The 24870-nt window shown below is 61.8% G+C and carries 25 protein-coding genes and 1 pseudogene; 11 read left to right on the top strand and 15 right to left on the bottom strand.

What is annotated here, in order from left to right:
• On the top strand, nt 1-294 hold a 294-nt coding region (locus ACHFFR_RS03530; RefSeq protein ID WP_394262896.1), incomplete at its 5' end, for a hypothetical protein.
• Nucleotides 295-1047: 753 nt separating this feature from the next.
• The gene (locus tag ACHFFR_RS03525) at nt 1048-1254 is read left to right on the top strand and encodes a hypothetical protein (RefSeq protein ID WP_394262895.1); all 207 of its coding nucleotides are present in this window, start codon (nt 1048-1050) and stop codon (nt 1252-1254) included.
• A gap of 244 nt (nt 1255-1498) precedes the next feature.
• On the opposite strand, the gene ACHFFR_RS03520 is transcribed toward ACHFFR_RS03525, so the two are convergent.
• The 4 genes from ACHFFR_RS03520 to ACHFFR_RS03505 form a co-directional block, all read right to left on the bottom strand.
• Nucleotides 1499-1918, bottom strand: a complete 420-nt coding sequence (locus ACHFFR_RS03520; RefSeq protein ID WP_394262894.1) for a DUF3151 domain-containing protein — start codon at nt 1916-1918, stop codon at nt 1499-1501.
• A 228-nt stretch (nt 1919-2146) separates the two neighbouring features.
• Nucleotides 2147-3100, bottom strand: a complete 954-nt coding sequence (locus ACHFFR_RS03515; RefSeq protein ID WP_394262893.1) for an acetamidase/formamidase family protein — start codon at nt 3098-3100, stop codon at nt 2147-2149.
• A 227-nt stretch (nt 3101-3327) separates the two neighbouring features.
• Entirely contained in the window at nt 3328-4329 is a 1002-nt protein-coding gene (locus ACHFFR_RS03510) for a calcium:proton antiporter (protein WP_394262892.1), read from the bottom strand.
• A gap of 92 nt (nt 4330-4421) precedes the next feature.
• A complete protein-coding gene (locus ACHFFR_RS03505; RefSeq protein ID WP_394262891.1) occupies nt 4422-5375 on the bottom strand; it encodes a DUF368 domain-containing protein in 954 nt (317 codons plus the stop codon).
• A 184-nt stretch (nt 5376-5559) separates the two neighbouring features.
• On the opposite strand from ACHFFR_RS03505, the gene ACHFFR_RS03500 reads away from it, so the two are divergent.
• The 4 genes from ACHFFR_RS03500 (at nt 5560) to ACHFFR_RS03485 (ending at nt 9648) form a co-directional block, all read left to right on the top strand.
• Nucleotides 5560-6255, top strand: coding sequence for a succinate dehydrogenase cytochrome b subunit (locus ACHFFR_RS03500; RefSeq protein WP_394262890.1), 696 nt, complete (start codon nt 5560-5562; stop codon nt 6253-6255).
• A 113-nt stretch (nt 6256-6368) separates the two neighbouring features.
• Nucleotides 6369-8306 (top strand): fumarate reductase/succinate dehydrogenase flavoprotein subunit, encoded by a 1938-nt coding sequence (locus tag ACHFFR_RS03495; RefSeq protein ID WP_394262897.1) that lies wholly within the window; start codon nt 6369-6371, stop codon nt 8304-8306.
• Complete coding sequence (locus tag ACHFFR_RS03490) at nt 8303-9055, top strand: succinate dehydrogenase/fumarate reductase iron-sulfur subunit (RefSeq protein ID WP_394262889.1); 753 nt, start codon at nt 8303-8305, stop codon at nt 9053-9055. Before ACHFFR_RS03495 ends, ACHFFR_RS03490 begins: the two co-directional genes overlap by 4 nt.
• 203 nt (nt 9056-9258) lie before the next feature.
• Nucleotides 9259-9648 (top strand): FtsX-like permease family protein, encoded by a 390-nt coding sequence (locus ACHFFR_RS03485; protein WP_394262888.1) that lies wholly within the window; start codon nt 9259-9261, stop codon nt 9646-9648.
• Nucleotides 9649-10049: 401 nt separating this feature from the next.
• Here ACHFFR_RS03485 and ACHFFR_RS03480 read toward each other — a convergent pair whose 3' ends face one another.
• Nucleotides 10050-11396: a UTP--glucose-1-phosphate uridylyltransferase gene (locus ACHFFR_RS03480; RefSeq protein WP_394262887.1), complete on the bottom strand. Its 1347-nt coding sequence runs from the start codon at nt 11394-11396 to the stop codon at nt 10050-10052.
• Nucleotides 11397-11514: 118 nt separating this feature from the next.
• Here ACHFFR_RS03480 and ACHFFR_RS03475 point away from each other — a divergent pair, with 118 nt between their 5' ends.
• On the top strand, nt 11515-11766 hold the full coding sequence (locus tag ACHFFR_RS03475; protein WP_394262886.1) for a DUF6458 family protein: 252 nt from the start codon (nt 11515-11517) through the stop codon (nt 11764-11766).
• Between the two features lie 53 nt (nt 11767-11819).
• Here the strand turns inward: ACHFFR_RS03475 and ACHFFR_RS03470 are convergent, their stop codons facing one another.
• Entirely contained in the window at nt 11820-12254 is a 435-nt protein-coding gene (locus ACHFFR_RS03470; RefSeq protein ID WP_394262885.1) for a YbaN family protein, read from the bottom strand.
• 307 nt (nt 12255-12561) lie between these two features.
• Here ACHFFR_RS03470 and ACHFFR_RS03465 point away from each other — a divergent pair, with 307 nt between their 5' ends.
• Both ACHFFR_RS03465 and ACHFFR_RS03460 read left to right on the top strand, forming a co-directional pair.
• Nucleotides 12562-13758: an LLM class flavin-dependent oxidoreductase gene (locus ACHFFR_RS03465; RefSeq protein ID WP_394262884.1), complete on the top strand. Its 1197-nt coding sequence runs from the start codon at nt 12562-12564 to the stop codon at nt 13756-13758.
• Complete coding sequence (locus ACHFFR_RS03460; protein WP_394262883.1) at nt 13758-14504, top strand: CE1759 family FMN reductase; 747 nt, start codon at nt 13758-13760, stop codon at nt 14502-14504. Before ACHFFR_RS03465 ends, ACHFFR_RS03460 begins: the two co-directional genes overlap by 1 nt.
• Before the next feature lie 23 nt (nt 14505-14527).
• Here ACHFFR_RS03460 and ACHFFR_RS03455 read toward each other — a convergent pair whose 3' ends face one another.
• From ACHFFR_RS03455 to ACHFFR_RS03445, 3 genes are all read right to left on the bottom strand, one after another.
• Nucleotides 14528-15115 carry a dihydrofolate reductase gene (locus tag ACHFFR_RS03455; RefSeq protein WP_394262882.1) on the bottom strand — a complete coding sequence of 196 codons (588 nt, stop codon included), beginning with the start codon at nt 15113-15115 and terminating at the stop codon, nt 14528-14530.
• Nucleotides 15115-15924 (bottom strand): thymidylate synthase, encoded by an 810-nt coding sequence (locus tag ACHFFR_RS03450; protein WP_394262881.1) that lies wholly within the window; start codon nt 15922-15924, stop codon nt 15115-15117. Before ACHFFR_RS03450 ends, ACHFFR_RS03455 begins: the two co-directional genes overlap by 1 nt.
• 86 nt (nt 15925-16010) lie before the next feature.
• Complete coding sequence (locus ACHFFR_RS03445) at nt 16011-16592, bottom strand: DUF2505 domain-containing protein (RefSeq protein WP_394262880.1); 582 nt, start codon at nt 16590-16592, stop codon at nt 16011-16013.
• A 38-nt stretch (nt 16593-16630) separates the two neighbouring features.
• Between ACHFFR_RS03445 and ACHFFR_RS03440 the strand changes: the two genes are divergently transcribed.
• Nucleotides 16631-18061 carry a sensor histidine kinase gene (locus tag ACHFFR_RS03440; RefSeq protein ID WP_394262879.1) on the top strand — a complete coding sequence of 477 codons (1431 nt, stop codon included), beginning with the start codon at nt 16631-16633 and terminating at the stop codon, nt 18059-18061.
• A gap of 81 nt (nt 18062-18142) precedes the next feature.
• On the opposite strand, the gene ACHFFR_RS03435 is transcribed toward ACHFFR_RS03440, so the two are convergent.
• From ACHFFR_RS03435 to ACHFFR_RS03410, 6 genes are all read right to left on the bottom strand, one after another.
• Nucleotides 18143-18385, bottom strand: coding sequence for a WhiB family transcriptional regulator (locus ACHFFR_RS03435; protein WP_394262878.1), 243 nt, complete (start codon nt 18383-18385; stop codon nt 18143-18145).
• Nucleotides 18386-18502: 117 nt separating this feature from the next.
• The gene (locus tag ACHFFR_RS03430; protein WP_394262877.1) at nt 18503-20842 is read right to left on the bottom strand and encodes a hypothetical protein; all 2340 of its coding nucleotides are present in this window, start codon (nt 20840-20842) and stop codon (nt 18503-18505) included.
• 53 nt (nt 20843-20895) lie between these two features.
• A complete protein-coding gene (locus tag ACHFFR_RS03425; RefSeq protein WP_394262876.1) occupies nt 20896-21624 on the bottom strand; it encodes an ABC transporter ATP-binding protein in 729 nt (242 codons plus the stop codon).
• Entirely contained in the window at nt 21621-22310 is a 690-nt protein-coding gene (locus ACHFFR_RS03420) for a response regulator (protein ID WP_394262875.1), read from the bottom strand. Before ACHFFR_RS03420 ends, ACHFFR_RS03425 begins: the two co-directional genes overlap by 4 nt.
• Complete coding sequence (locus tag ACHFFR_RS03415) at nt 22303-23490, bottom strand: sensor histidine kinase (protein WP_394262874.1); 1188 nt, start codon at nt 23488-23490, stop codon at nt 22303-22305. The genes ACHFFR_RS03420 and ACHFFR_RS03415 overlap by 8 nt, the downstream gene beginning before the upstream one ends.
• A gap of 44 nt (nt 23491-23534) precedes the next feature.
• Nucleotides 23535-24275 (bottom strand): SOS response-associated peptidase, encoded by a 741-nt coding sequence (locus ACHFFR_RS03410; protein ID WP_394262873.1) that lies wholly within the window; start codon nt 24273-24275, stop codon nt 23535-23537.
• Nucleotides 24276-24388: 113 nt separating this feature from the next.
• Between ACHFFR_RS03410 and ACHFFR_RS03405 the strand changes: the two are divergent.
• Nucleotides 24389-24870 (top strand): annotated as a pseudogene (locus tag ACHFFR_RS03405) (DNA ligase (NAD(+)) LigA); the annotation flags it as partial.

Genomic DNA, 24870 nt, shown 5'->3' with positions numbered 1-24870 from the left:
ATTATTCTCGGTACAGTTTTACTTACATCCTTAGTCGGGGTCGCCTATGGAGCCTATGTCGCATTCATATACGACGGTGGCACCGCTGAGCTCTTTGCTTTTGCAATTTCGGCTCTTATTGGTGCGATTGTTGCGTCGACTGGTTGGTTCGTAGATAAGCCGTGGTTGATGTTGGTTGGCTTTCTGCTGATGGTTCTCGCTCCAACGGGCTTCTTCTGGATTGGAAATTTCGCGGCTATTGTCGGTGCCGGCCTGTCAGGTTGGAGTCTCCTTCGTGTCCGACAGACGGCTTAGCGAAACGGGTTTTCCTGAGGTCGTAGGTTCAAATCCTGCCCCCGCCACTAAAGGCGAAGCCTCGGAACCAACAGGTTCCGGGGCTTTCGCCATTTCTACGGTCGATTCGTGGCTGATCGGTGGACGAGTGAGGGCGATGACGTGAAGCAAAAGCAGACAATGTGGTCTCTTATTAACTTACGTCACCTCCCGAGTACTGCTAGCGTTTCGAACTAGCTGTGCGAATGGTTCGGTCGTTGGGGGCAGGCCGGAGCTCGACCGGGCCAAAACGCGTGCTAAGGGCGCGGCGCCACTCTCGGTGCCGCGCCCTTAGCGGTGGGTCATAAAGCGGACCTCGCGGAGAAACTAGTGGCGCTGGCATAGACCTCAAAAAATTGTCGGATCTGCCCGAGATGCTTGTTGCGGTGGGAGGCTAGAGAATCAAAGGTCATCACCCTGCGAAAGTGCAGAACGACGCCGGAGCTAGGTTGGCGGCATAAGTGAGACTTGCGAGCTCAAATCCGGTGGAGAGTTTGTGAGACGCGCAAGATTCTGACGCGGCAGGGCAAGACAACCCCGTTGGCAAGTTTGAACTCCAGCACTTCTACTTAGGCCATGGCGCAAACGCGAAGCAGGCATGGCGAATCCCGATCGCTGTCACCGATGAGGCAATAACGGATGGCAAGATCACCTTCGCGCCGCCGGCTAACCTGCCTGAGGGGTACGTGGTCGAACCCGTTCCGATCATGAACGATGATCCCGCCTTTGATATGAATGCCTATCTGGGGAGGCTCGTGGGTTAACTACGAGTGGAAGCTCGTCACCCTCGGTGATTACACCGAAAATGCAGATGGTACTTGGACGGTGGATATTGGCGACGTCGCGAAAGGCAGCGGCGTGATTTTCCAGTTCAACATCTCGGTTCCCTCGACGACTGATCCGGCATGGACTCAGGATGCTTATATCGCGCAGGCGACATGACTGACGCAGAGATTGCGGCGTGCACTGAAGGAATTCCGACAGACGATCCGGGCGAGACAACGCCACCGGTCGATGAACCGACCGATCCAACGACGCCGTCCGATCCGATCGCCACTGGCGATCCGACTCCGACAGCTCCGGCCAAGCCGCTCGAGAAAACGGGCGCATCGGTGGCGTTCCTCGGCGGCGTAGGAGTCTTGGCACTTCTGGCCGGCGCGGCCGCATTGGTAGCGCGTAAGCGGGTTTACTTCGAACGGACCGAGAGGAGTTCGGCGACGACGGTCGGGTCGGCGTCCTCGAGCATCGTGCGGCAACGCTCGTATTCGTTGGTCTCGCCGATGAGCTGCGCCGCACGGGCCAAGGACGCAATCGCCTGGAGCACTGGCTGATTCGGCTCGTGCGAGTAGGGTACGGGGCCAGCGCCTCGCCAGCCATTGGCGCGCAGCCGGTCGAGTGAGCGGTGGTAGCCGGTGCGTGCGAGCGCGTACGCGCCGATCTTGTCGTCGTCGGACTGGGCGCTATCGATCGCCTCATTCGCACGCGCTGCCCATACGGCCGGGCTGTCCGGGTGGTCGAACAGGGTTTGTGCTGCGTGCACGTTCGCGCCTGCGGCCGGGTCGGCGGGTAGAAGAATAGGGTCTGGGGCAAGAAGGTTCTCTCTCATACTCCAGACCCTACCTGTGAACGGTCGGCGTGGCCTTCCGTGGAGGTTGAACGTCGAATCCTTGCGCAAACCGGGCAAGTTCTTGCTAAACCGGGCAGGAACTTCCTGCACGGTTTGGAGAGAACCTGCACCGGTTGCGAGAGTTGCGCGAGTGCGAGCCCTGCGCGAGTGCTAGCCCCGCGCGAGTGCTAGCCCCGCGCGGGAGCCTGCACCGAGTCGTCGGGCAAACTAACCCAGATGCTTCTTCTCGATGCGGGCCAATGTAACGGCACCGATTGCTCGGAAGGGGTGCACGGGATCCGGATCCTTCGATCCGGTGGGGCCGCCGAGTTCAGTATGCGCCACCGCAGACATGAGGGTGTACGCATCTTCGTTACTCAGCCCCTTGTCGGTGGTCAGCACGTCGAAGAGCGACTCGTAGGCCATGATGATCGAGTCCTGAACCGGATCTCCGAGGCCCACCGAGATGATATCCTCCTCGGTCTCCACGCGCGGCGCACGTAGGCGAGCTAGCGAATCGTCGTCGGCGGGAGCCTTGACGAGGTCAACGGACACGGTCGCCTCGCCGGCAGCCTCAATCGCCACGAACGAGGACTCGCCCCGTGACATCACCGCGTGGAGGTCGCCGATGTAGAGCAGTGCGCCCTCAACCTGAACTGGCAGGTAGACGGTCGACCCCGGGGCGGCGTCGGTCAGATCCATGTTGCCGCCGGTCGGGTAGGAGGGCATGACGGTGGACATGGTGACGTCCGCCGCGGCCACTCCGATGCAGCCAATCATCGGCTTCATTGGCACGGAGATCTCATCGCTGACGTGAACGCGGCCATCTGCCACCTTGATCTTGCGCGTGTACATCTCATCGCCCATGGGCCCGGCAAGCGCGCCCGCACCCGGAAGATAGATCGACCAGCCGGTCTCCGACGGGAACTGGATATCGTGAATCGTCACCGCCAGAACATCGCCCGGCTCGGCGCCCTCGACGTACACCGGCCCGGTCAGCGGGTTCAGCGTGGCCGTCACCTTGTCCATCGACTTGAACTCGTGCATCTGCGCATACGCTTCGTCGTCGGTCTCAAACGTGATCTGCTCGCCCGTTCCCGGCTCGATGCGCAGCTTCGGCTCGCGATCGGCGTGAAAGGCGCCCGCGCCGTCCGCCTTGCTCAGGAAATGTGGAGTGGTCATGGTGGATCCCTTCATCGCTAACAATCCACTTTCACCATATCCAACTCTGTCCGAGATGTCCCTCGCAGGCGAGTTAGTCAAACCCGGGCGTGCACTAACCGAACGTCGCATACCCCACACGGCAAACGGCCGGGGTTCACTGTTTGGTGCTACGTTCGCGCCGGCCGTCCCCGGCGGACTGTACGCTGGAAGGCTGTGTGCAGGAAGTCTGTGCGCTGGCTACCGGCTTACACCAGTGAGGTCACGTACATGGCGAAGATGAGCAGGTGCCCGAGCCCATGAATGGCCGTCGCGCGGCCGCCGGCGAGCACGGCAATCGAGAGTCCCATCGTCAGGCCGAGCAGCGCAAGGTCGGCGGGATCTGCACCGAGAACCACCGTCTGGCCGGTGAGCGCTCCGATGAGGAGCACGGTGGGCACCGAGAGCCCGACCACCGACACGAGCGCGCCGTGCGTCAAATTGGACGTGCGCTGAAGCTGACCCTTCCACCCGGCGTTAAACGTGGTGAAGGTTTCCGGCAGGAGCGCGATTGCCGCGATGACGAGGCCGGCCAGAGCCGTGTGCGGCACGGCTTCATCGAGCAGGGGAGACACGGCGTGCGAGAGAAGCACGATCGGCAACAGGGTCATGACCAGCCAGACAAAGTTCGGCATCGCTGGCTCGTCGGTTCGCGGCCTGGGCTCCGTTTCGGCAAAATCCTCCGAATTCGCTCCGAGCTGCCGCCACATGAAGAACACGTAGGAGATGAGAACGAGCACCGCGACGACGCCCCCATAGGCGCCAGACAGCGCACCGGCGTCGTTAACCAAGAGCGGGAAGACGAAGGTGACGGCGCCAAGCGTGAAGATCGTGGCGATGTACTGCGAGGCGCCCGCGATCTGGAATCGCATCGTGCCGTGGCGCAAGCCGCCCACCAGCACCGCGACTCCCAAGATGAAGTTCAGCAGGATCATCGCGCCGGAAAACGCGGTATCGCGGGCGATCGAGGCGTGGTCGCCAGGGCCGAGCAGCACGCTCGCCACCATGGCCACCTCGATCACGCTGATCGAGAGGGTCAAGATGATGGTGCCAAACGGTTCGCCGAGGCGGCGGGCGAGGGCGTCGGCGCGGTGCATCACGCCGAACGACGCGTACACGATGACCGAAAGGAGAGCGATCAGCGCGAGGGTCCCCGACAGGTTAAAAATGAATGTGGCAATGACGGCCAACCAGCCAATAACAGCGGGCATGAGAACTTTCTTTAAGGGCCGTCCCTTGTCCGAATGAAGCCTCGCCGGGTCGTCCCGGGGGGAGATCGCATCTAGCTTACAACACGCGCGGTTTACTCGACGTGCTCGGTGAACTTGTCAACCTGGTCGCGATCGTCCTTTTGCAGGAAGTGTTCGGCGACCAACGTGACGACGACGGCGGCCGCGCCAAGCGCGAACCAGCCCAGCATGGCCGGCCAATCGGCGCCGGGCGCCAAGAGGTTGGCGTCAGCATCCTGCCACGGCCACAGCGCCCGAAGGGAACCGAGCATGAGGCCAGCCATCGTCACGAGCGTGACGGCTCGGTGGTTCTCGAGCAGGTAATCAAGCACGCGAACGAAGAGAAGGATGCCAGTCATCGCTCCGGCCGCGAACACTGCCATGAACCCAAGATCTCGATCGGCCACGGCCGCCATGACCGGCTGGTACAGGCCAACGGCAAGGAGGAAGAACGAGCCAGAAATGCCCGGCAACACCAGCGCACACACCGCGACCGCGGCGGCCACGAAGACGATTGGCATGGAGGGCGATTCCTGCGTAGCGGAGGTGACGCCGGTTCCCACAAATGTGAGCGCGGCGGCCACTGCGAAGACGATCCAGACCCACGGCCGCTTCTTGACCTCGGAGCGATCGACCATGGAGAACGGCACGTAGATCGACACGGCGACCATGCCTAGGAACAGCGCGCGGGCGATGGGGGCGTGGTTGTCCACGAAATTGGCCATCGTGCCGGCCATCGAGAACACCGCGATCGCCATGCCTGCCAGCAGCGCGGCGATCAGCACGAGATCCGTGGCCGCGAATGTGCGCTTGGCCTGGCTTCGGTCGCCAACAAGATGCTTGACGCCCCGCATGAGGGACATTCCCGAGTCGATGAGGCGTTCGTAGACGCCGACGACGAGCGCAACCGTTCCGCCGGAGATTCCGGGTACGAGTTCGGCCATTCCGATGAGGAACCCGCGAACGACGTTCACGAGCGCCCCGATGGGACCTGTTGTTTGGCGTGTGCCTTGATCACCTTTATTCACGCATCCCAGACTACTGAGTGCTGGTGCCGGATATGGCTCCGCGCTAGTGGAACTCGACACCTCCCCGCGTCGTAAACGCGCCCGGCGATTGAGATCCCTCCCGCGCCCAGCGCTAAGTCCTATTCGGGAGGAGGGTCCCGTGTTCGCCAGATTTTGTCCGGAATAATGGCGAGCAGGAGGAACGATGAAATTAAAAGCACCGCCGTCATGGGCCTTGAAGGTCGTCATGGCGATCACGGGCGCCATTTGGGCGATCTTTGTACTTATTCACCTGTACGGAAATCTCAAGGCGTATATGGGCCCGGAGAGTTTCGATGGCTACGCCTTCTGGCTGCGCCACGCCTTCGCGCCACTGTTCCCGGAGACGGGCGTCTTGTGGATCATGCGCATCGTGCTCATCACGTCGCTGATCTTGCACGTCGTCGCCGCCGCCATTTTGTACGTACGCGGCCGAAAATTCCGTGGCAGGCATCGCGCGAGGAGGTATCGCAACGGACTCCAAGCGCTGTCCGCGCGGTTGATGCCCTTTACCGGCGTCCTCATCCTCGCGTTCGTTATTCTTCACGTGCTCGATCTGACGGTGGGCGCCACACCCATCGCACCCGAGTCCTTCCAGGGCCCCACGGCCACGGAGTCGGTGGCGTACTCGAACCTCGTGGCCTCTTTTAGCCGCCCGATCGTCGCGATCTTCTATTCGCTGATGATGCTGTTCCTCGCGATTCACGTCGCCCACGGCGCAAAGAACGTGGCAGTGGACCTCGGGTCGATGGGCAAACGCCTTCGCATGACCTTCGTGATCATTGGCGCCGTTGCCGCGATCGCGATCCTCCTTGGCAACGCATCGCTTCCGCTCGCAGTCCAGATGGGGTGGCTCAGTTGAGTTTTATTAACAAGATGAAAGACATCGGCGAGGTCCTCGCCGGTAAGAACGACGCCGGTGGGAAAGTTGCGTCCGACAAGGCCCAGTCCGCTCGTGCATTTACCCCGCCGAAGATGAAGATCAACGGCGCCCGCGTGGGCACGATCCTCAGCGGCGGCGTACCCGAGGGGGATCCCGCCACGGCGTGGCAGCGCAGACGCGACGAGTACAAGCTCGTTAGCCCGCTGAATACGAAGAAGTTCACCGTCGTCGTCGTCGGAACCGGACTCGCCGGTTCCGGCGCGGCAGCCGCGCTGGGCGAGCTCGGCTACGACGTGCACTCAGTGACCTACCACGATGCTCCCCGCCGCGCTCATTCGGTGGCTGCACAAGGCGGCGTGAATGCGGCGCGTGCGCGCAAGGTGGATGGCGATTCGCTCCACCGATTCGTCACGGACACGATCAAGGGCGGCGATTTCCGCGCTCGTGAAGCCGAGGCGTTCCGCCTGGGCGAGGAGTCCGTGCGCGTGATCGACCACATGAATGCGATCGGCACGCCGTTTGCGCGCGAGTACGGCGGCACGCTCGCCACCCGCTCGTTCGGTGGCGTGCAGGTCTCGCGAACGTACTATTCGCGTGGCATGACCGGCCAACAGCTCCAACTCTCGAGCTCGCAGGCGCTGCAAAGGCAGATCAAGGCCGGCACGGTGAAGATCCACCTGCGCTCCGAGATGCTTGACCTCATCATGGAAGACGGCGTGGCTCGAGGCGTGGTGATCCGCGACCTCGTCACGGGCAAGGTGACGGCCATTCCGGCACACGCGGTCATTTTGGCCACGGGCGGCTACGGCTCGGTCTACTTCCAGTCCACGCTCGCGCTGAACTCGAACGGTACCGCCGCCTGGCGCGCACACAAGCACGGCGCCTATCTCGCGCATACCTCGTTCGTGCAGTTCCACCCGACAGGTCTGCCGGTGAATTCGCCGTGGCAGTCCAAGACGATCCTCATGTCCGAATCGTTGCGCAACGACGGGCGGATCTGGGTGCCGAAGGATAAGAACGACACCCGCGAGCCAAATGACATTCCCGAAGAGGAACGCGACTACTACTTGGAGCGCAAGTATCCGGCGTACGGCAACCTCTCGCCGCGCGATATTTCCTCGCGCGCGGCAACCGAGCAGATCAATGCCGGCCACGGCGTTGGCCCGCTGAAGAATTCGGTGTACCTCGACTTCTCCGACGCCCTGCGCGCTCACGGCAAAGAGACGATCAAGGCCCGCTACGGCAACCTGTTCGACATGTACACCCATGCCACCGGCGAGAACCCCTATGAGGTGCCGATGCGTATCGCGCCATCCGCGCACTTCACCATGGGCGGCCTGTGGTCGGACTTCGATCAGATGACGTCGATCCCCGGCCTGTTCGTGGGCGGGGAGTGCGGCTGGGCGTACCACGGTGCAAACCGCCTGGGCGCGAATTCGCTGCTGTCGGCCTGCGTAGACGGCTGGTTCACCCTGCCGTTTTCGGTTCCGAACTACCTCTCGAAGCACCTGGGCGAGGAGCTGCCGAGCATGGATTCGCAGTCCGTGCGCGATGCTATTGCCCGCGTGGAGGCAGATACTCAGCACTTCCTCGACATCGGCGGTAGCCGCGGCCCGCAGCAGTTCCACCGCGAGCTCGGCGAGATCCTGTACGAGGGCTGTGGCGTTGGCCGAACCAAGGAATCGCTGACGACCGCGCTCAGCGAGGTCCGCCGCCTCCAACGCGAGTTCAGGCAGGATCTGTCGGTCCCCGGAGGATCTGAACACGTGAACCAGACGCTGGAGAAGGCCGGCCGAGTCCAAGACTTCCTCGAGCTTGCCGAGCTCATGTGCATCGACGCCCTCGACCGCGAGGAGTCCGCCGGAGCGCACTTCCGCTTCGAGCATCAGGACGACGGCGAGGCCAAGCGTAACGACGACGAATGGGCGTTCGCCTCCGCATGGGAGTCGCACGCCGATGGAACGTTTACCCGCCACATGGAACCGCTGGAGTTCACCGCCGTTCCGCTGGCAACGAGGAGCTACTCATGAAACTGACACTTGAAATCTGGCGTCAAGAGGGCCCGAACGCCAAGGGCAGATACGAGCACCACACCGTGGCGGAGCTCGACGGATCGATGTCCATCCTCGAAATGTTGGACAGGCTCAACGAGCAGCTGGTCAACAGCGGCAAGGAGCCAGTGACTTTCGAGTCCGACTGCCGCGAAGGTATTTGCGGCGCGTGCGGCATTCAGGTCGCCGGAATCCCGCACGGGCTGGAACGAAACACGCCGGCATGCCACCAGCGCCTGCGCTCGTTCCACGACGGCCAGACGATCCGGATCGAGCCGTTTAGATCGGCGTCGTACCCGGTGGTACGCGACCTCATGGTCAACCGCCACGCGCTTGACGAGATGCTCGAAGCTGGCGGTCACGTGGCCGTGAACGCCGGTACGGCGCCCGACGCCGACGCCCTGCCCATCGACCACGAAACGGTGGAGGACGCGCTCGATTACGCGGCCTGCATCGGGTGTGGCGCATGTGTGGCGGCCTGCCCGAACGGCTCGGCCCACCTCTATCTCGGTGCGAAGCTGACCCACCTGGCGATGCTTCCGATGCCTTCGCAGGAGCGCACCCAGCGCGCCAGAGCGATGATCGACGTCGCCGAGGAGAATTTCGGCCCGTGTTCCAACTACGGCGAATGCGCCGAGGTATGCCCGGCGGATATCCCGCTGAGCGCCGTGGCTGCCGTGAACAAGGAGCGCCTGCGCGCCACGTTCAAGCGGCGGTTGGACAAGTAGCCCCAAAAAACGGGACCTTCGTCTTGGCGGGTGATAGCGATAAGAATGTCGCTATCACCGGCTTTTTCACGCAGCGAGGTGCGCGCTGTTTATCGGAAGTTTATCGAACCCTCATATTCTTTCGACATGACAATGGTTGGCAACACGCGCCAAAGCGCAGAATTTTCCACGAGAGACGACGGCGGGGCTCGCAAGCCGACGGTGTGCTGACCATCGTCTACGCGCTCTTGGGCTTGTCGGTGATCATCGCAGTGCTCGGCGTGGTCAACAAGCTCACGCTGTCGATTGTGGATCGCGTGCGCGAGATTGGCCTCCTGCGCGCGGTGGGCATGCAACGCTCGGGAGTGCGCAGGATGGTCGTTCAAGAGTCGATCATCATCACGCTGTTCGGCACGGTCGTCGGCGTCGTCTTCGGCGTGCCACTTGGCCTTGTGCTGACGCTCGCATCGGACGGCGAGGCGCTGTACGTGGTGCCGTGGGCGACCATGGGAGTGGCCCTCCTGGTCGGCCTCGTTGTGGGCGTCCTGGCCGCAGTTCTCCCCGCGAGGAAAGCGGCTCGCATGGACGTGCTCGACGCGATTGCGGAGGAGTAGGGCTTCGGGATGAAAAGTTCGGCCCGGCGCAATGCCGGGCCGAACAACGCCACCCCCTAGGAGCCGCGTCAAAGACGCTGGCAAATCGTCACCGCGACGAGACAGGCGTACGCAGGTGACTTGTGGCGCGATCGTTGAGTGCGTGTAAAGCGGCGGAGAGACTCACCAAACTCTCGGCCTGCAACTATCAACGACCTGCAGTTTAGAGTAATTCAAATTCACGAAATCCAATAAAAAGTTTTGGCCACGGTAACTTACGCTTCGTCAACAAACTCGCTGACCAGCGGAAACGATTTTCCGTTACATTTTTCGGCCCGAATCTTGCAACTAGTTTCGGGTTGAACCTTTTTACGGCGCGGTTGCGCGCCTCTGAGTGCTCGTTGGCGCTGGATGCGGGGTTATTACGGGAGCCTCACGTGACCGGCCAGATGCATCCCCGGATCGATTCGAACGTCGCCACGAACGGTGAGCGACTCCAGCTCCCGAACGGATGGAATCGCGCCCACGCGCTCATCGAAGTCGGCAATGTTTCGGAAGTACGTCGGGTCCAGATCGATCGACGGTAGGGGATCCATCGCTACTCGCGCCGCGCCGTCGTCGCCGAAGTCGAAAGCATCCGAGCGCACGAGAAACAGGTCCGCGGTGTTCTTCACGGGGAGGAACCGGCTCCGCGGCACGAGGATTGCCTGTGCGCCGTCGAATTGTTCGATGATCGCGCCCATCGCCGTCTCGAGGTGGACCACCGGGGTTGACGTCGGATCCGCCGGGTCGACCGTCTTGTGGTTGACGATGAGCGGCAGGCCAGCGATCCCGTCGCCCTCCTCGAGGAGCTGGGCGAGGGCCCCGAGGTTGAACCACAGGTTGTTCGTGTTGAAGAAGCGGTGCTTGGTCTCGTCGGTGAACGCGTCCATGTCCGAGGCCGGGGTTTGCGCCACCTCGCGCAGGACGATCCGGCCGTCGCTGCGCCTGCGAGCGAGGTGGCCGCCCTTGTTATCCGCCTTCGTCCGGGCCGCGACCTCCATCGCAAACGGCGCGCCCGATTCGGCGAACCACGCCGCCAACTCAGCCGAGGGATACGCACCCAGATTGTCCGCGTTCGAGGTTGCCATATAGCGGTACCCGTGCTCGAGTAGCTGGCGGATGATCCCGCGCTCTTGAAGCACCGTGTAGATGTCACCGTGCCCCGGCGGATACCACTCAAGCTCGGGGTTCGCCGGCCATTCGACGGGCTCGAGCGTGTCCGCCGCCAACTTCGGTTGCATCCCCTGGATGAAATCAAGGGGAAGATCGTCGACGACGATGTCGCTCGGCACGCGCTCGAGCGTGTCGGCCCGCGTCCGGAATGAGTTCATAAAAATCAGTGGCAGGCGCGCGCCGTAGCGCTCGCGGGCGGAGCGTACCTGCTGAACGATGATGTCGAGGAACGACTTCCCGTCGCGCACCTCAAGCAACGACTTCGCGCGATCCATCCCCATCGAGGTGCCGAGCCCGCCGTTGAGTTTGAGGATGACGGTCTGGTCGAGCGCTTCGCTGTGGGCGGCGGTGTGTGGTGAGGCGTCCTTGAGCGTTGCGACGTCCTTGAGCGCTGCAACGTCCTCGAGCGGTTCGATGGTGGATTCTGGCACGAAGCCCGTGGCGCCAGCGGCGGCCTCTAGGAAATAGTGGCGCATCGTGCGGATTGCGAGGTCGCTGGCTCCGGCGGCCGCCATCTTCTCTTGTGCGCGCTGCAGCGAAAACTCCGTGCTCATGCCGTTACCCTACGTGCTTACACAAGAAATCAAGGCATGCACGCCCAGAGCGTATTCAGTGTGCCCGGCACCTAAAACCGTTTACCGTTTAATCAACGACTCAACTAAAGGAGAGTTTATGAGAGGTATTGCGCTAGGCGGACCGGTCTTCCTCATCGTTGTGGGTGCAATCTTGTACTTCGCGGTGAACTACCAGGTCTCCGGAATTGAAATCTCCACGATCGGCCTGATCCTCATGGTTGCGGGCGGCATCTGGCTCGTCATTTCTCTGCTAACGGGAATGATGGGACGCCGGACGCGAACCACCGAGCAGCGGACCGACTCCTACGGTAACCAAACTCAAGTGGATCGCGACTCTGAAATACACTAAGACGCGATGCGCTACGGCACATCAGTAAAGGCGCCCTTCGGGGCGCCTTTACGTTAGAGCTCGCGGCCGAACTCGGCGCGCACGAAGTCGGAATACGACGCGCGTGCGGTGGCGAGGTCGCCGTACTGCAGGGTCTCGAGGTTAGCGAGGTAGATCGTCACTGCGATCGCCACGGCGGCGAGGAAGATCTTGACGGCCACGAGCGGGACGATCCAGATCGAGAGCAGGATGCCGACCCACAGGGCGCCGATCGCGGTGACTTTCGTGCGCATGGAGATGGCCTTTGCTTCGCGGTACTGGTAGATGTACTCGCCGTACTGCGGGTGGGTCATGAGCCATTCATACATGCGGGACGAGCCGCGCATGAAGCACGCGGCCGCCAGCAGCCAGAAGGGGATTGTTGGCAGAACGGGTATGAACATGCCGATGAAGCCGAGTCCGAAAAAGAGCAGGCCGAACGCAGTAAAGACTGGTCGTGCAAGGCCCATCGGAATCCGTTCTGTAGGTGTCGCTAAGAAATCTACGCCACGCCGGCGTCGATTTCAACGCGCAACGCGTGGCCCTGCACTAGTTAGGGACTCTACGGGGATCAAGTGTCGCAATGATGGCGGGGTGGGGTGTCGCAAATTCTCGCGCAGCGGATCGGCGTGCAGGATCGGCGCACGCGCGGAGCAAACCGCAATCTATTGCCAAGCCCACATCGCTATGGTTGAAAGTTAAACTAACCTGTTTTAGAATTGAACCATCACGATGACCACCCACGGGTGACCACCCAAGAATCGAAGGTAACGACAAATGCAGTTTGGAATTTTCTCAGTGTCCGACGTGACGACTGATCCGACGACGGGCAAGACGCCGTCTGAGCATGAGCGCATCAAGGCGTCGGTTGCGATCGCCAAGCATGCGGAAGAGGTAGGCCTCGACGTCTACGCGATCGGCGAGCACCACAACCCACCATTCTTTTCATCCTCACCGACCACCACGCTTGGCTACATCGCAGCAGAGACGAAGAAGATTATCCTCTCGACCTCCACCACTCTCATCACCACCAACGATCCGGTGAAGATCGCCGAGGACTACGCGATGCTTCAGCACCTGTCCGATGGCCGCATGGATCTGATGATGGGCCGCGGAAACACCGGCCCGGTCTATCCGTGGTTTGGTCAAGATATCCGTCAGGGCATCCCGCTGGCGATTGAAAACTACGCGCTCCTGCGCCGCCTGTGGGAAGAGGACGAGGTCAACTGGGAGGGCAAGTTCCGCACGCCCCTGCGCGGCTTCACCTCCACGCCTCGCCCGCTTGATGGCATCCCGCCCTTCGTCTGGCACGGCTCGATCCGCTCGCCCGAGATCGCCGAGCAGGCCGCCTACTATGGGGACGGCTTCTTCCACAACAACATCTTCTGGCCGATGAGCCACACCAAGCGCATGATCGCCCTGTATCGCCAGCGCTTCGAGCACTACGGCCACGGCACGGCGGCCCAGGCGATCGTCGGCCTTGGCGGGCAGTTCTACATGGCCAAGGATTCGCAGACCGCAAAGCGCGAGTTCCGCCCGTACTTTGACAACGCGCCGGTCTACGGCCATGGCCCGTCGATGGAGGACTTCACCTCGCAGACCCCGCTGACGGTCGGTTCGCCGCAGGAGGTCATCGACCGCACGCTGGGCTTCCGAGAGGATGTGGGCGATTACCAGCGCCAGATGTATCTCATCGACCACGCGGGACTGCCGCTCAAGACGGTTCTTGAGCAGCTCGATTTCCTCGGCGAAATCGTGCCCGTGATGCGCAAGGAGTTCGAATCCATGCGCCCAGAGGGTGTGCCGGATGCTCCGACCCACCAGTCGCTGCTCGCGGCCCGCGGGGAGCAGACGCGTACCGAGAAGGTCGCCGTCGACGACGTCACCGGCGCCTCCTTCTACAAGCAGCAGGACGACGACGAGGCATCCCTGCGAAACGCTGACAACCTCATCCGCCTGGCGGAGGGCCGATAATGCGTATCGCGATTGTGTCAGCCTCTCTGTCCGAGAGCTCAACCACCCAGCAGCTCGGCCACGCCATCGGCGAGGCCGTGCGGGGCGAGCTCGGCGGCGACATCGTCCACGTCTCGCTGCGCGAACTCGCGCACGCGATTACCGACAACATGCTGACGGGATTTCCCTCGGCCGAGCTCGAGGATGCCTTCGAAAAGGTGAAGAGCGCCGACGCCCTCGTGGCCGTCACGCCCGCATACAACGCGTCCTATTCGGGTCTGTTCAAATCGTTTTTCGACGTGCTGCCCGAGGAGACGCTTCGTGGAAAGCCGGTGGCCATCGGCGCCACCGGTGGCACGCCGCGCCACTCACTCGTCACCGAACACGCCATCCGCCCGATGTTCACGTACTTGCACGCGATCACCGCGCCGACGGCCGTGTATGCGGCAACGGAAGACTTCGGCGCGCACGCCGCCGACTCGGATTCCTCCGGCGGGTCGAGCATCGGCGGACGCATCCGCCGCGTTGCTGGCGAGCTCGCGGTGATCGTGCGCTCCCTTGCGGGCTCTGGCGCGAAGGCCGAGGAGAGCTTACGCGAGGCCGGCGCGGGGGATGGTACCGAATCCGGTGCTGCCAAGCCCGAGCTTGACGACGCCGAACCCGCGGCCGCTCGCGTGGGCACGGCTCGCGCATCGGCAAAGTCAGACATCGATGCGGCCAAGGAGCTCTTCGACGATTTCAAGCCGATGGACGAACTCTTCGGCTGAGCCCGCATCGCGCGGGAGACGTGCTAAAGCGTCTCGGACGTGGTCGGCGCGCCAGGTGCCACCAGCGGACCTGGATCGAAGTTCGAGCGCTTCTTGCGGTAGATCGTCATGCGGTAGCGCGTGCCGTTAGCGGCCGTGTGCCAGCCACGATCCGGGTCAGACTCGACGGTTTCCCAATCGAAGGGGATCATCGGCGCGAACGCATCCGCATCGGGAACCTCGAGGTCGACGTCGGTAATGACCACGCCGTCGGCCATCTCGAGCGCCGACTCGTAGACCTGAGCCCCGCCCATAATCCACACGAGGGGATCGTCCTCGCCGGTCGAGGCCTTGGCAGACAGGCGAGCCATATCGTAGGCCTCCTCGATGCTGTTGGCGATCAGTGCGCCGTTGAGGAAGTAGTCCGGATCGCGCGTGATCACGAAGTTCTGGCGGCCAGGAAGCGGGCGGTATTCCTCGCCGAGCGACTCCCACGTCTTGCGGCCCATGATGACGGGATTGCCCATCGTCATCCTCTTAAAGAATGCCAGATCCTCCGGCACGTGCCAGGCCATCGTGCCGTCCTTGCCGATGGCGCGGTCATGGCCCTGCGCCCAAATCATCCCGAGCATCAGACGGCCACCTCGCCGGTGAGCTTGGGATGATGCCGGTATCCCTCAGAGGCCAGGATGTCATCCATCTCGTAGTCGAAAATCGAGTCCGCTTTCCTCAACTCGAGAGTGGGGAAGGGGTAGGGCTCGCGAGAAATCTGCTCTTTGACCTGATCAATGTGGTTTGTGTAAATATGGCAGTCCCCGCCCGTCCACACGAAGTCGCCCACCTCGAGGCCAGTCTGCTGGGCGATCATGTGGGTGAGCAGCGAATAGGACGCAATGTTAAACGGCACGCCCAAGAACAGGTCCGCCGATCGCTGGTAGAGCTGGCAGGAGAGCTTCCCATCGGCCACGTAAAACTGGAAGAACGCGTGGCACGGCTGAAGCGCCATGTCGTCAAGATCCGCGACGTTCCACGCCGAGACGATGATGCGGCGCGAGTCGGGCGTGTTCGTGATCTGATCGATCACCTTGGCGATCTGGTCGATGTGCTCTCCGCCGGGAGCCGGCCACGAACGCCACTGGTAGCCGTAGACGGGCCCGAGCTCGCCGTCGTCGTCGGCCCACTCGTCCCAAATCGTCACGCCGTGGTCCTGAAGCCACTTGATGTTCGTGTCTCCGCGCAGGAACCAGAGCAGCTCGCCCTTGACGGCCTTCATCGCCACAAACTTCGTGGTGATGCGCGGGAAGCCTTCGCTGGCGAGGTCGTAGCGCAACTGGCGGCCGAAGACGGACAGCGTGCCCACGCCCGTGCGGTCGGTCTTTTCGGTGCCGTTCTCAAGGACGTCCTTGAGGAGATCTTCGTACTGCCTATTGATGACTGCCATGAGCCAAGTCTAACCAAGAACGCGTAGCGATCCGCGGTCAAGCCCGCGGCGTCCGCCCAGTGGGCAGGGCGCGCCGAAACTCGGCCTTAGTACTCCGTGGCGTCGGAACCCGGGGCTTCGCCGCTGGGATCGTTCTCGTCGCCGGGCTCCTCGCCATCAACGCCCTGCTCAGCGCGGACGCGCGCGACCTCCTCGTTGACCAACTCGGTGTCGTGCGCCAGAAGGCCCTCGACCTCCTTGACTGCAGCCTTTTCGAGGCGCCCGCCCACGAAGGGGATGTTGACGGAGATGTCGCCTAGGATCTTCGCGGGCGTGGTGGCGCCGCCGTCGGCGAGGATGAAGGTGAGCGAGCCGGAGGCGGGGGCGCCCTGAACGGCGATGTCGTAGACGAGCGAGGCGCCCTGAACCTGGCCGGCTTCGGTGAGCTCCTTGGCCGTGCCCGTGAGAACAGCGGTGAGTCCGTTGGGCAGGAATGAACGCACGGCGGATGGCAACTCGCTGTTGGGAACCTGCACCTGGAAGATGTGATCCCTGCTCGTACCGCTGTAGTTCACCATCCCTTCCGCGCCGGCGTCCGCTTCGCGTTTGCGAAGTAGCTCTTCGGAGCCAAGAACGTCGAGGACGAGCGCGATAGGGCCTACATAGCTGGTCTCAGATTGGAATTTCATATTTCCTATTCAACACGATTAATCACTATTGTGGGAGTGTGCCAACGCTTTCACGTATCTTGGACCGCGCCTCCAACCTCAGCTCCTCGCAACGCGACTGGCTGCATCAGTTGACCGGCGATTGGCAGATTATCGCCGACATCGCCTTTTCCGACCTTGTTCTCTACGTCGTCGACGGCCACCAGATGACTGTCGCAGCGCAAGCCCGCCCAAGTACGGCGACCACCGTTCACCAGTCGGATTTCGTGGGCGGCCACCCGCAAAAGTGGTTCGAGGAGCGGCTCTTTCACGCCTACACTACCGGCGAGCAGGTGTTCTTTACCGACGACGCCGAAGCGCTCGACTTGCGCCTTGTGCCCGTGCGGCATGAGGACGGCGTGGTCGGAGTGATGGCCATGGTGGCATCCCAGCGCGGGGATCGGGTTCCCACGCAGATGCTCGCCAACTATGAGGCGATGGCCAGTGATCTTGCGCGGATGGTCGAGCGCGGTCAGTTCCCGATCGACGGATCGCCGTCGAGCTACCGCCACGGCACGCCACGCGTCTCGGACGGTCTGATCCACGTGGACGCGGGCGGGAAGGCGCTGTATGCCTCGCCGAACTCGGTCTCGCACTTTCGCCGCCTCGGCGTTGAAGAGCCGATCGTCGGTTCGGTGCTCGCCGAGCTCGTGACCGGCGATTTTGAGGGCATTCAGCAGGTCGACGAAGCGCTGCCGCTCGTGCTCATGGGTAGGGCGGCGTGGATGGCCGAGATCGAACGTCACGACGTGGTGGTGATGTTCCGCGCCGTTCCGCTTCTTAACGGCACGACCCGCGAGGGCGCCGTCATCCTGTGCCGCGACATCAGCGAGCTGCGCCGCCAAGAGCGCGAACTCATGTCGAAAGACTCCACGATCCGCGAGATCAATCACCGGGTGAAGAATAACCTGCAGACCGTCTCGGCGCTCCTGCGCATGCAGTCGCGCCGCGCCATCTCGCGCAAGACTCGCAATGCGCTCGACACGGCGCAGCGCCGCGTCTCGACCATCGCCGTCGTCCATGAAAAGCTCTCTCAGACGATTGACGAAGTGGTGGACTTCGATCAGGTCTTCGTGCCCGTCATGCGCATGGTCCGCGACGTGGCAGTCACGTCAAACCCGGTGGTCACCACCTTTAACGGTAACTTCGGCCGCGTGAGCGCCGAGCAGGCGACTGCCCTTGGCGTGGTCATGAACGAGATCATCTCCAATGCCATCGAGCACGGGCTACCCGACGGCGGCCGCCTCGACATCAAGGCCGAGCGCGATGGCCAGAACCTGCACATCGAGGTCGCAGACGACGGGGTGGGAATGAAGAAGTCCAAGCCCGGCCTCGGCTCCCAGATCGTGAAGACGATGGTGGCAGGTGAGCTTCACGGCCGCATCGACTGGCACAAGCGCGACGGCGGGGGAACGATCGTCATACTCGACCTCAACATCCGCGGGATATAGCAGGTCCGCGCTACTCACTGGCCATGTACTTAACGCGAAGGCCGGCTGGTGTGACACCAGCCGGCCTTCGTCAAATTCGAGTTAGCGGCGCGCGCGTGCCGTGCGGCGCTTGAGCGTGCGGCGCTCGTCTTCGGACATGCCACCCCACACGCCAGCATCCTGGTTGTTCTCCAGTGCCCACTTCAGGCACACGTCCTGCACGTCGCAGGTGGCACAGACGGCCTTGGCGCGCTCAACCTGTGCCATAGCCGGACCTGAGGAACCAATCGGGAAGAAGAGTTCCGGGTCCTCGTTGAGGCATGCTGCACGATGGCGCCAATCCATAAATTACCGTCTCCTAGTGGGTGCGAGTTGATCCTCGCGGGTTCATACGCAATTAACCTTCGCAGGTTTTGGCGGTTGGGTAAAGGGAAAAAACTGTGATAAACGACCAAGAATCGGCTAATTTGCGCGGTTTGTGGCTTGCGCCACGTCGGCGCGCGTGCTGATCGCGCCAAAGGTCATAAACGCGAGCAAAATAATGGCCAGGTTCGCGGTGAGGGCCGACCATGGTACCTGCAATGCCACTCCCACAACGCCGGCATTCGAAAGGACGAGTCCAGCGGCCACGATACCCACGACCGAACCTGCACATAGCATGATCGCGCCCGAGACGATGGCGTCGCCAAGCCGGCGGAACCGGCGACGACGATCACTGAGACCAAGCGCGCGCAGGTTCCGGTTCTCGAATTCGTAGAGCGAAAAGGCGCGAGGTACGCGCACGAATGCGACGAACGCGAAGAGCGCGAAAATGCTTGATTGGATAACCATCGCAAGATGGCCTGTGTTGAGTGGGCGGGGCGCGTTGTCCGACAAACTTAACGTGATGACCGGCCGAGTGGACGGGGTGTGAGAGCTCAATCGTTCCTCGAAGTCCGGGTAGGTCTGCGAAAGGGTTTCGAGTGCGTTTGGCACGAGCCGAACCCACATTTCATCGATCTCGAGCCCTGGCACGTCCTTGGTAGACACGAGTGCGACCGGGACGTTCGCTTCTACGACCTCGAGATTAACCGTATGAACCGCGCGATCGGCGTCGTCGTAGTGGAACGATATGGTGCCTGGGGTGCCCTCGGTGCCAAGGGGGACGAGCAAACGAGAATCGAGGCCGAGGGATGATCCGAAGTACGCCTCGGCTTCCGAGGGGTCAACGGCGTAGATCGGCCCGGGTTGGAAAGGGGTGTACGCTGGCAGGTCGGTTTCGATCGACCGCAGTGACAGCGTGCGATCGGCGTCCTGCCAAGTTCGCACAACACTGATCTGGTGGTCGGCGAGTGCGGATTTTCCGAGTCGCGATCGCACGGCCACGTCGAAGCGGTCCTGCAACGAGACGTCGTCGCCAATGAGGGACTGCGTCGTCGTATGTATCATTCCCAATGCTCCAGCTGCCAGGAAAATAACCAGCAATGTCAGCAAGCGGATGAGCCCAACTCGGGAACGAGGCATGAGGTGCGTGCACGCACCAATCTTCATCCGACGCGTCAATGTTCCCACAACAAGAATTGCCAGCGTGAAAATACCGGAAATCAGCACGGCAATAATCGCCACCGTGATGATCCGGTCCATCGCCCCGGCTAGGCTCGGGTGCACGTGGGGGATCAGACCCGCCCAGTAGATTGCCACCGCTGCGACGATGACGGAAAGTGGCACGAGCAAAAGCGGGCGATTGCGGCATGTGTGAAGCTCATCCGTCTTGGATATGCCCCTTGCAACAGGGACGGCAATACCCACCGCGGCAATGAGCGTCGCTGTGGCAATCACAAAAGCATGCCCCGGAGCGTGGAGGTTCTCGGGCATGAAGTGCGATCCGGGAACCGAGCGCAAGAACTCGACGACGCCGAAAGAAAAAGCAAGCCCGAGCGCGATTCCCAAGACGAGGCCGAGGCCCGAGACCACCGTCAATTCCGCGATATCCATACCAAGCACCCGGTGAGGTTTGACCCCCAAGGATCTTAGATTGCGTCTTTCAACCGCGCGTTGTTGCCCGCTCGCCGCGAAACCTAACACGAGGACTGTGGTGGCAAAGAAAAATCCTGTGATGACAAGCCACGGCACCGCCATCGTGATCGCAGACAGGGCCCGATTGTGACGGTTAAGAATGAGCTCTTCGCGATCGTGCGATTGAATGACGACCGAGTTACCGATGGTCAGCACGTTGTCCATGACCTCCTGGGCTGCCATCGCCGAGGTGCCCTTGACTTCGATCCCGCCCTGGCCAGAGTCGTCCACATGGGCGGCAACATAGTGGGGATATGCGTCAAGTACGAGCCCTTCGAATGCGGAATCAAGACGATCATCGAAGGGAGAGCGAGCATAAATCCCAGTGATGAGGTATCGCTTAGCGCCGAGGTCGCCGGTGACCGTCAGATATGAATCGATGTCGACGTCGAGCGCTTCAGCGAGCTGGTAGGTCACCGCGATCTGGCTGGGCTCAGTGGGATATTCTCCACGTGCGAGGGCTTGGGTGCGTAGCTCTTGAGGGGGAAGGTTGCGCAGTGTCATCGAGAGGGTACCGGAGGCAGATATTGCTTCCGCTGCCCGCCAAGCATCCACGTGGACGAGTTCGACGTTCGGGTTCTGAGCAAGTGCTGAGGCCAAATCTGTCGCGGTTCCGACCTCGATGTAGACGAGGAAATCTGATGGCGGATTCGACATGCGTGCTGACTGGCCCGCTGCGCGCTCGCCGTAATCGACCAGTGTCAGTGAGGCGAACGTGAGGGCAACGAGGAATACCAGGGTAACCACGGGCAGAACGTAGGAACTCCAGTAGTATTCGAGTTGCTCACGCAGCATGGTGCCTAGACCTCACCGTGGACGGCTTGAAGAGCGTTGAAAATTGAATCGAGCGTGGGCTCGATAAGTTCGCCGGCGATGTGCGCATTGGACAGGAGAAGAACACGGTCCGCATACTGGGCGGACAGCGGGTTGGTCGTAAACGTGACGACTGTGATGTCAAGTTCGCGCACGCACATGCGCAGCAGCGCCAGAACTGAATCTGCATCTGGCTGATCAAGCCCGGCCGTTGGCTCGTCGCACAAAAGGATTGTCCGGCCGGCAAGGACCCTCCCGGCGATAGCCACTTTTTGTGCATCGGCGGTTGCGATCGAATCCGGATAATAATTCAGGATCGGTTCCAACCCGAATAACTCGGCGATTCGGGCCCGTTCGTCGGCGTCGACATCCTTCCCGTTCAAATCCGAGGGCAGATCCAGATTCTCGTAGACGGTCAGTGCCGGCATGAGGTTATCTCGCGGGTAAAGAACACCGATTCGAGTGGCGAGTAAGCGCTGGCGTTCGGGCTGCGACGCCCGCGTGAGGTCGACATCTTCGACGACGACGTTGCCGTCGTCCACGCCCGTCAGCCCGGCAATCACTTGCATGAGGTCCGATTTACCAGAACCGGATGGCCCGAACACGGTGGTGAATTGACCGGAAGAAATTTGAAGCGAGATGTCATCGAGCACAGTGCGAGCCGCACGACCAATGCCGCGCACTTTTCGCACGTAATCGAGACTGATTGCGCTCACCCGAGATCACCTGGGCGTACGAGCCCGGCCTCGTAGGCGAGGACCACCGCTTGGACGCGGTCGCGTGCGCCGAGTTTGGCGAAGATTCTCCCCACGTGAGTTTTGATCGTCGCCTGAGCGACGTCTAGTTCTTCGCCGATTTCCATGTTCGAAAGGCCGCGGGCCATATGGTAGAGAACCTCGCGCTCGCGATCGGTGAGAACATCAACGATCTCTGGCCGGAGGGCACGGTCTTCCACAGCCTTTTCAGCAAGGTAGGACACGAGGCGTTTGGTCGAGGACGGCGCGATGACGGCGTCGCCATGATAAACCGTACGAATGGAATCGAGCATTTGATCCGGCGGCGCATCCTTGAGCAGGAAACCCGATGCACCACCTCGAATTGCGCGCATCACGTACTCGTCCAAGTCGAAGGTCGTTAAAATAATGACTTTCGGTTTGACGCCGTGCGGGAACTCTTTCATACCGATGCGTTCGGTTGCCTCGAGGCCGTCCATGCCCTGCATGCGAATATCCATGAGCACGACGTCGGCGGGTACGAGATTGAGCCGGTCGAGCGCCTGCTGGCCGTGGGAGGCTTCGAGAACGGTGCACATATCCGGTTGGGAATCGATGACCATGGCAAACCCGCTGCGCACGAGTTCCTGATCATCAACGAGGGCTACTCTGATCTTGTCCTCAGACATGGGATGTCCTTTCGGTAGGAGTTGGAATCGTTGCAGTCACTTTGAACCCGCCGCCTTGGCGTGGTCCGGCAACGACCGTTCCGCCAAAGACGGCGGCGCGCTCATTCATGCCGATGAGCCCGTGGCCCTTGCCGTCGTCGACGGCGGCGGCTCCGCGCCCGTTGTCAGTGACAGTAAGGATGACTTCGGCTGGGCGCCAATGAAGAGCGATCGTCAGTTGTGCGTGTGGGCCTGCGTGTTTGAGTGAATTGGTGAGCGCTTCTTGGCAGATGCGGTAGAGCGAGTTTCCTACTCCCACTGGTAGTGGGCGGGCTTTGCCTGTCACGACGTAGGACACCTCTTGGCCCGATTCTCGCACCTGATCGATGAGAGCGTTGAGGTCGGAGTCAATGGGTTCCGGGGCAAGGGGAGCGCTCGCGTCGGCCGGGTCGCGTAAAATCCCGATGATGGAGCGAATATCGCCAAGGGCTGCACGTGACATGTCTGCAATCACGGTCAGGGCCCGTTCGGCTGCCTCGGGGTTGGATTTTGCTGCGTAGCGCCCTCCGTCGGCTTGGGCGATAACAACAGAGAGCGTATGGGCGACGATGTCGTGCATTTCGCGGGCGATTCGAGTTCGTTCCCCGATGACGGCGAGCTCGGCTTCGCGTTCGGAATTTTGTTGCGCCATCTCCGCGTCGCTCACAAGGTGTTCGATACGTACGTATTGCTGGCGCCGGAACAGGGCGCCCGTCGTCGTTGCTAACACTGCTGCTTGGGATCCGAATAGTGCGAGGAAAATGGTTCCGGAATGGTAGCCAGAATTAAATGATGGGATGACGAGGAGGAAGGCGCCAAATGACGCACCCCCAATCGCAGGCCAGCGCGCGGCCTTACCGCCGTAGGTGAGCACCGCGTACAAAGCGAAGAGCACCGCGGTGTCGATGAGCCACACCGCGGTGGGCGTTGCAAAATACCGAAAAAGGGCTCCAGCATACACGGTGGCTGCCGCTGGGGTTGGGTAGAGCCGGCGGAAAAAGGTGCCGAGAACGATGAGGATAACGGCGAGATAGAGGAGAACATCGGTGAGGGTGCGCTGTCCGAGAAAGTTGAGGCTTTCCATGCTCGCGAGGCCGGCATATCCCAGAGCGAGTACGAGATCGAAGGGGGAGACCCCTCTGATCGTCGTGAAGTTGTTCATGGCTCTAGATTACGTGTCGACAAAGGCGGGCGCGCCCGACATTCTCAGCCCTCGGTCGGAGCGGGCTCAATGTTCTCGGGCACGTTGTTTCGAACGTTGCCGACTGCCCTGTGGACGGGATGGTAGTTGAGTTCCGGATTGGGCCGCTCGAAGCTGGCGATGATGCCCGGATCCGTGAGTTCGGGATCGAGCCACACGTCGTATTCTTCGGTGTTGAGGATGAGCGGAACGCGGTTGTGGATCTCGGCCATCTCGCCCTCGGCCTCGCGGGTGATAATCGTGCAGGTCAGTAGCCACTCGTCGCCGGACTTGTACCACGAGTACAGACCAGCGAATGCGATCGGCTGCCCGTCCGCGCGGAAGATGTAGAACGGCGTCTTCTCGGGCTTGCGCCACTCGAAGTAGCCGGAGGCGGGGATGATGCAGCGGCGCTTCTTCAGTGACGGAGCGAACATCTTCTTCTCGGCCACGGTCTCCATGCGGGCGTTGATCATCGGCCGGCTCGTGTCCTTCGCCCACGGGGCGATGAGTCCCCACATCGCCGGGGTGAGAGCGCGCACGAGCGTCTCGCCGTTCGCGGCTCCCTCGCTAGGCGCTTGTGGCGGCGTGCCGGTACCGACCCACTCGTCGTCGGCAAGAATCTTGCGCTCAACGATGATGGGCACGTCGTGTGTGGGTGCCACGTTGTAGTTGGGGGATGGTTCGTAGGATTCGGCGACGACGTCGATCCGGAACTCGAGCTGAATGTCGGTCCGAGACATCGTGGTTGCATAACGTCCGCACATGGGATGAGCCTATCGCGGCTCGGGAGAGTGTTCTACGGGGCTGAGTGGCGCGAGCGCTGGGCAATGCGAGCGTAGTTGAGCGCAGTGACGGTGGAATGAGGGACAATGTGTGCGTGAATGATTTTGATGAAGCCAAAGCACGGTGGAACGAGCTCGCGCCGAAGCTGCGGGCGGCGCAGGAGGCCTACCATTCGACGGGCGAGCCGACGATGGTTGACGCTACGTATGACGCGCTCATTGCCGAGTTGCGCGTTCTGGAAGATCAGTATCCGGAGCTGTGGAGCCCGGAATCGCCCACGATGAAGGTGGGCGCGAAGGTGGCGCGCGGTGACGTGCCCGAGTTGCGGCACGCCGAGCGCATGTACTCGTTGCAGGACGTGTTCAGCCGCGAGGAGCTGGCCAGCTGGTTCGAGGGCATCACAGCGGAGTTGCCGGAGGGAAGCAGATTCACTGCCGAGGTGAAGGTCGATGGTCTGGCGCTCAATCTCACGTATAGGAACGGTGTGCTGGAAACGGCCGCTACGCGCGGCGATGGCGTGACGGGCGAGGATGTGACCCGCAACGCGCACGCGATCTGGAACATCCCGAATGAACT

Source organism: Trueperella sp. (assembly GCF_043424875.1).
Lineage (GTDB): Bacteria > Actinomycetota > Actinomycetes > Actinomycetales > Actinomycetaceae > Trueperella.
This window is presented reverse-complemented; position numbering and strand designations above follow the sequence as displayed.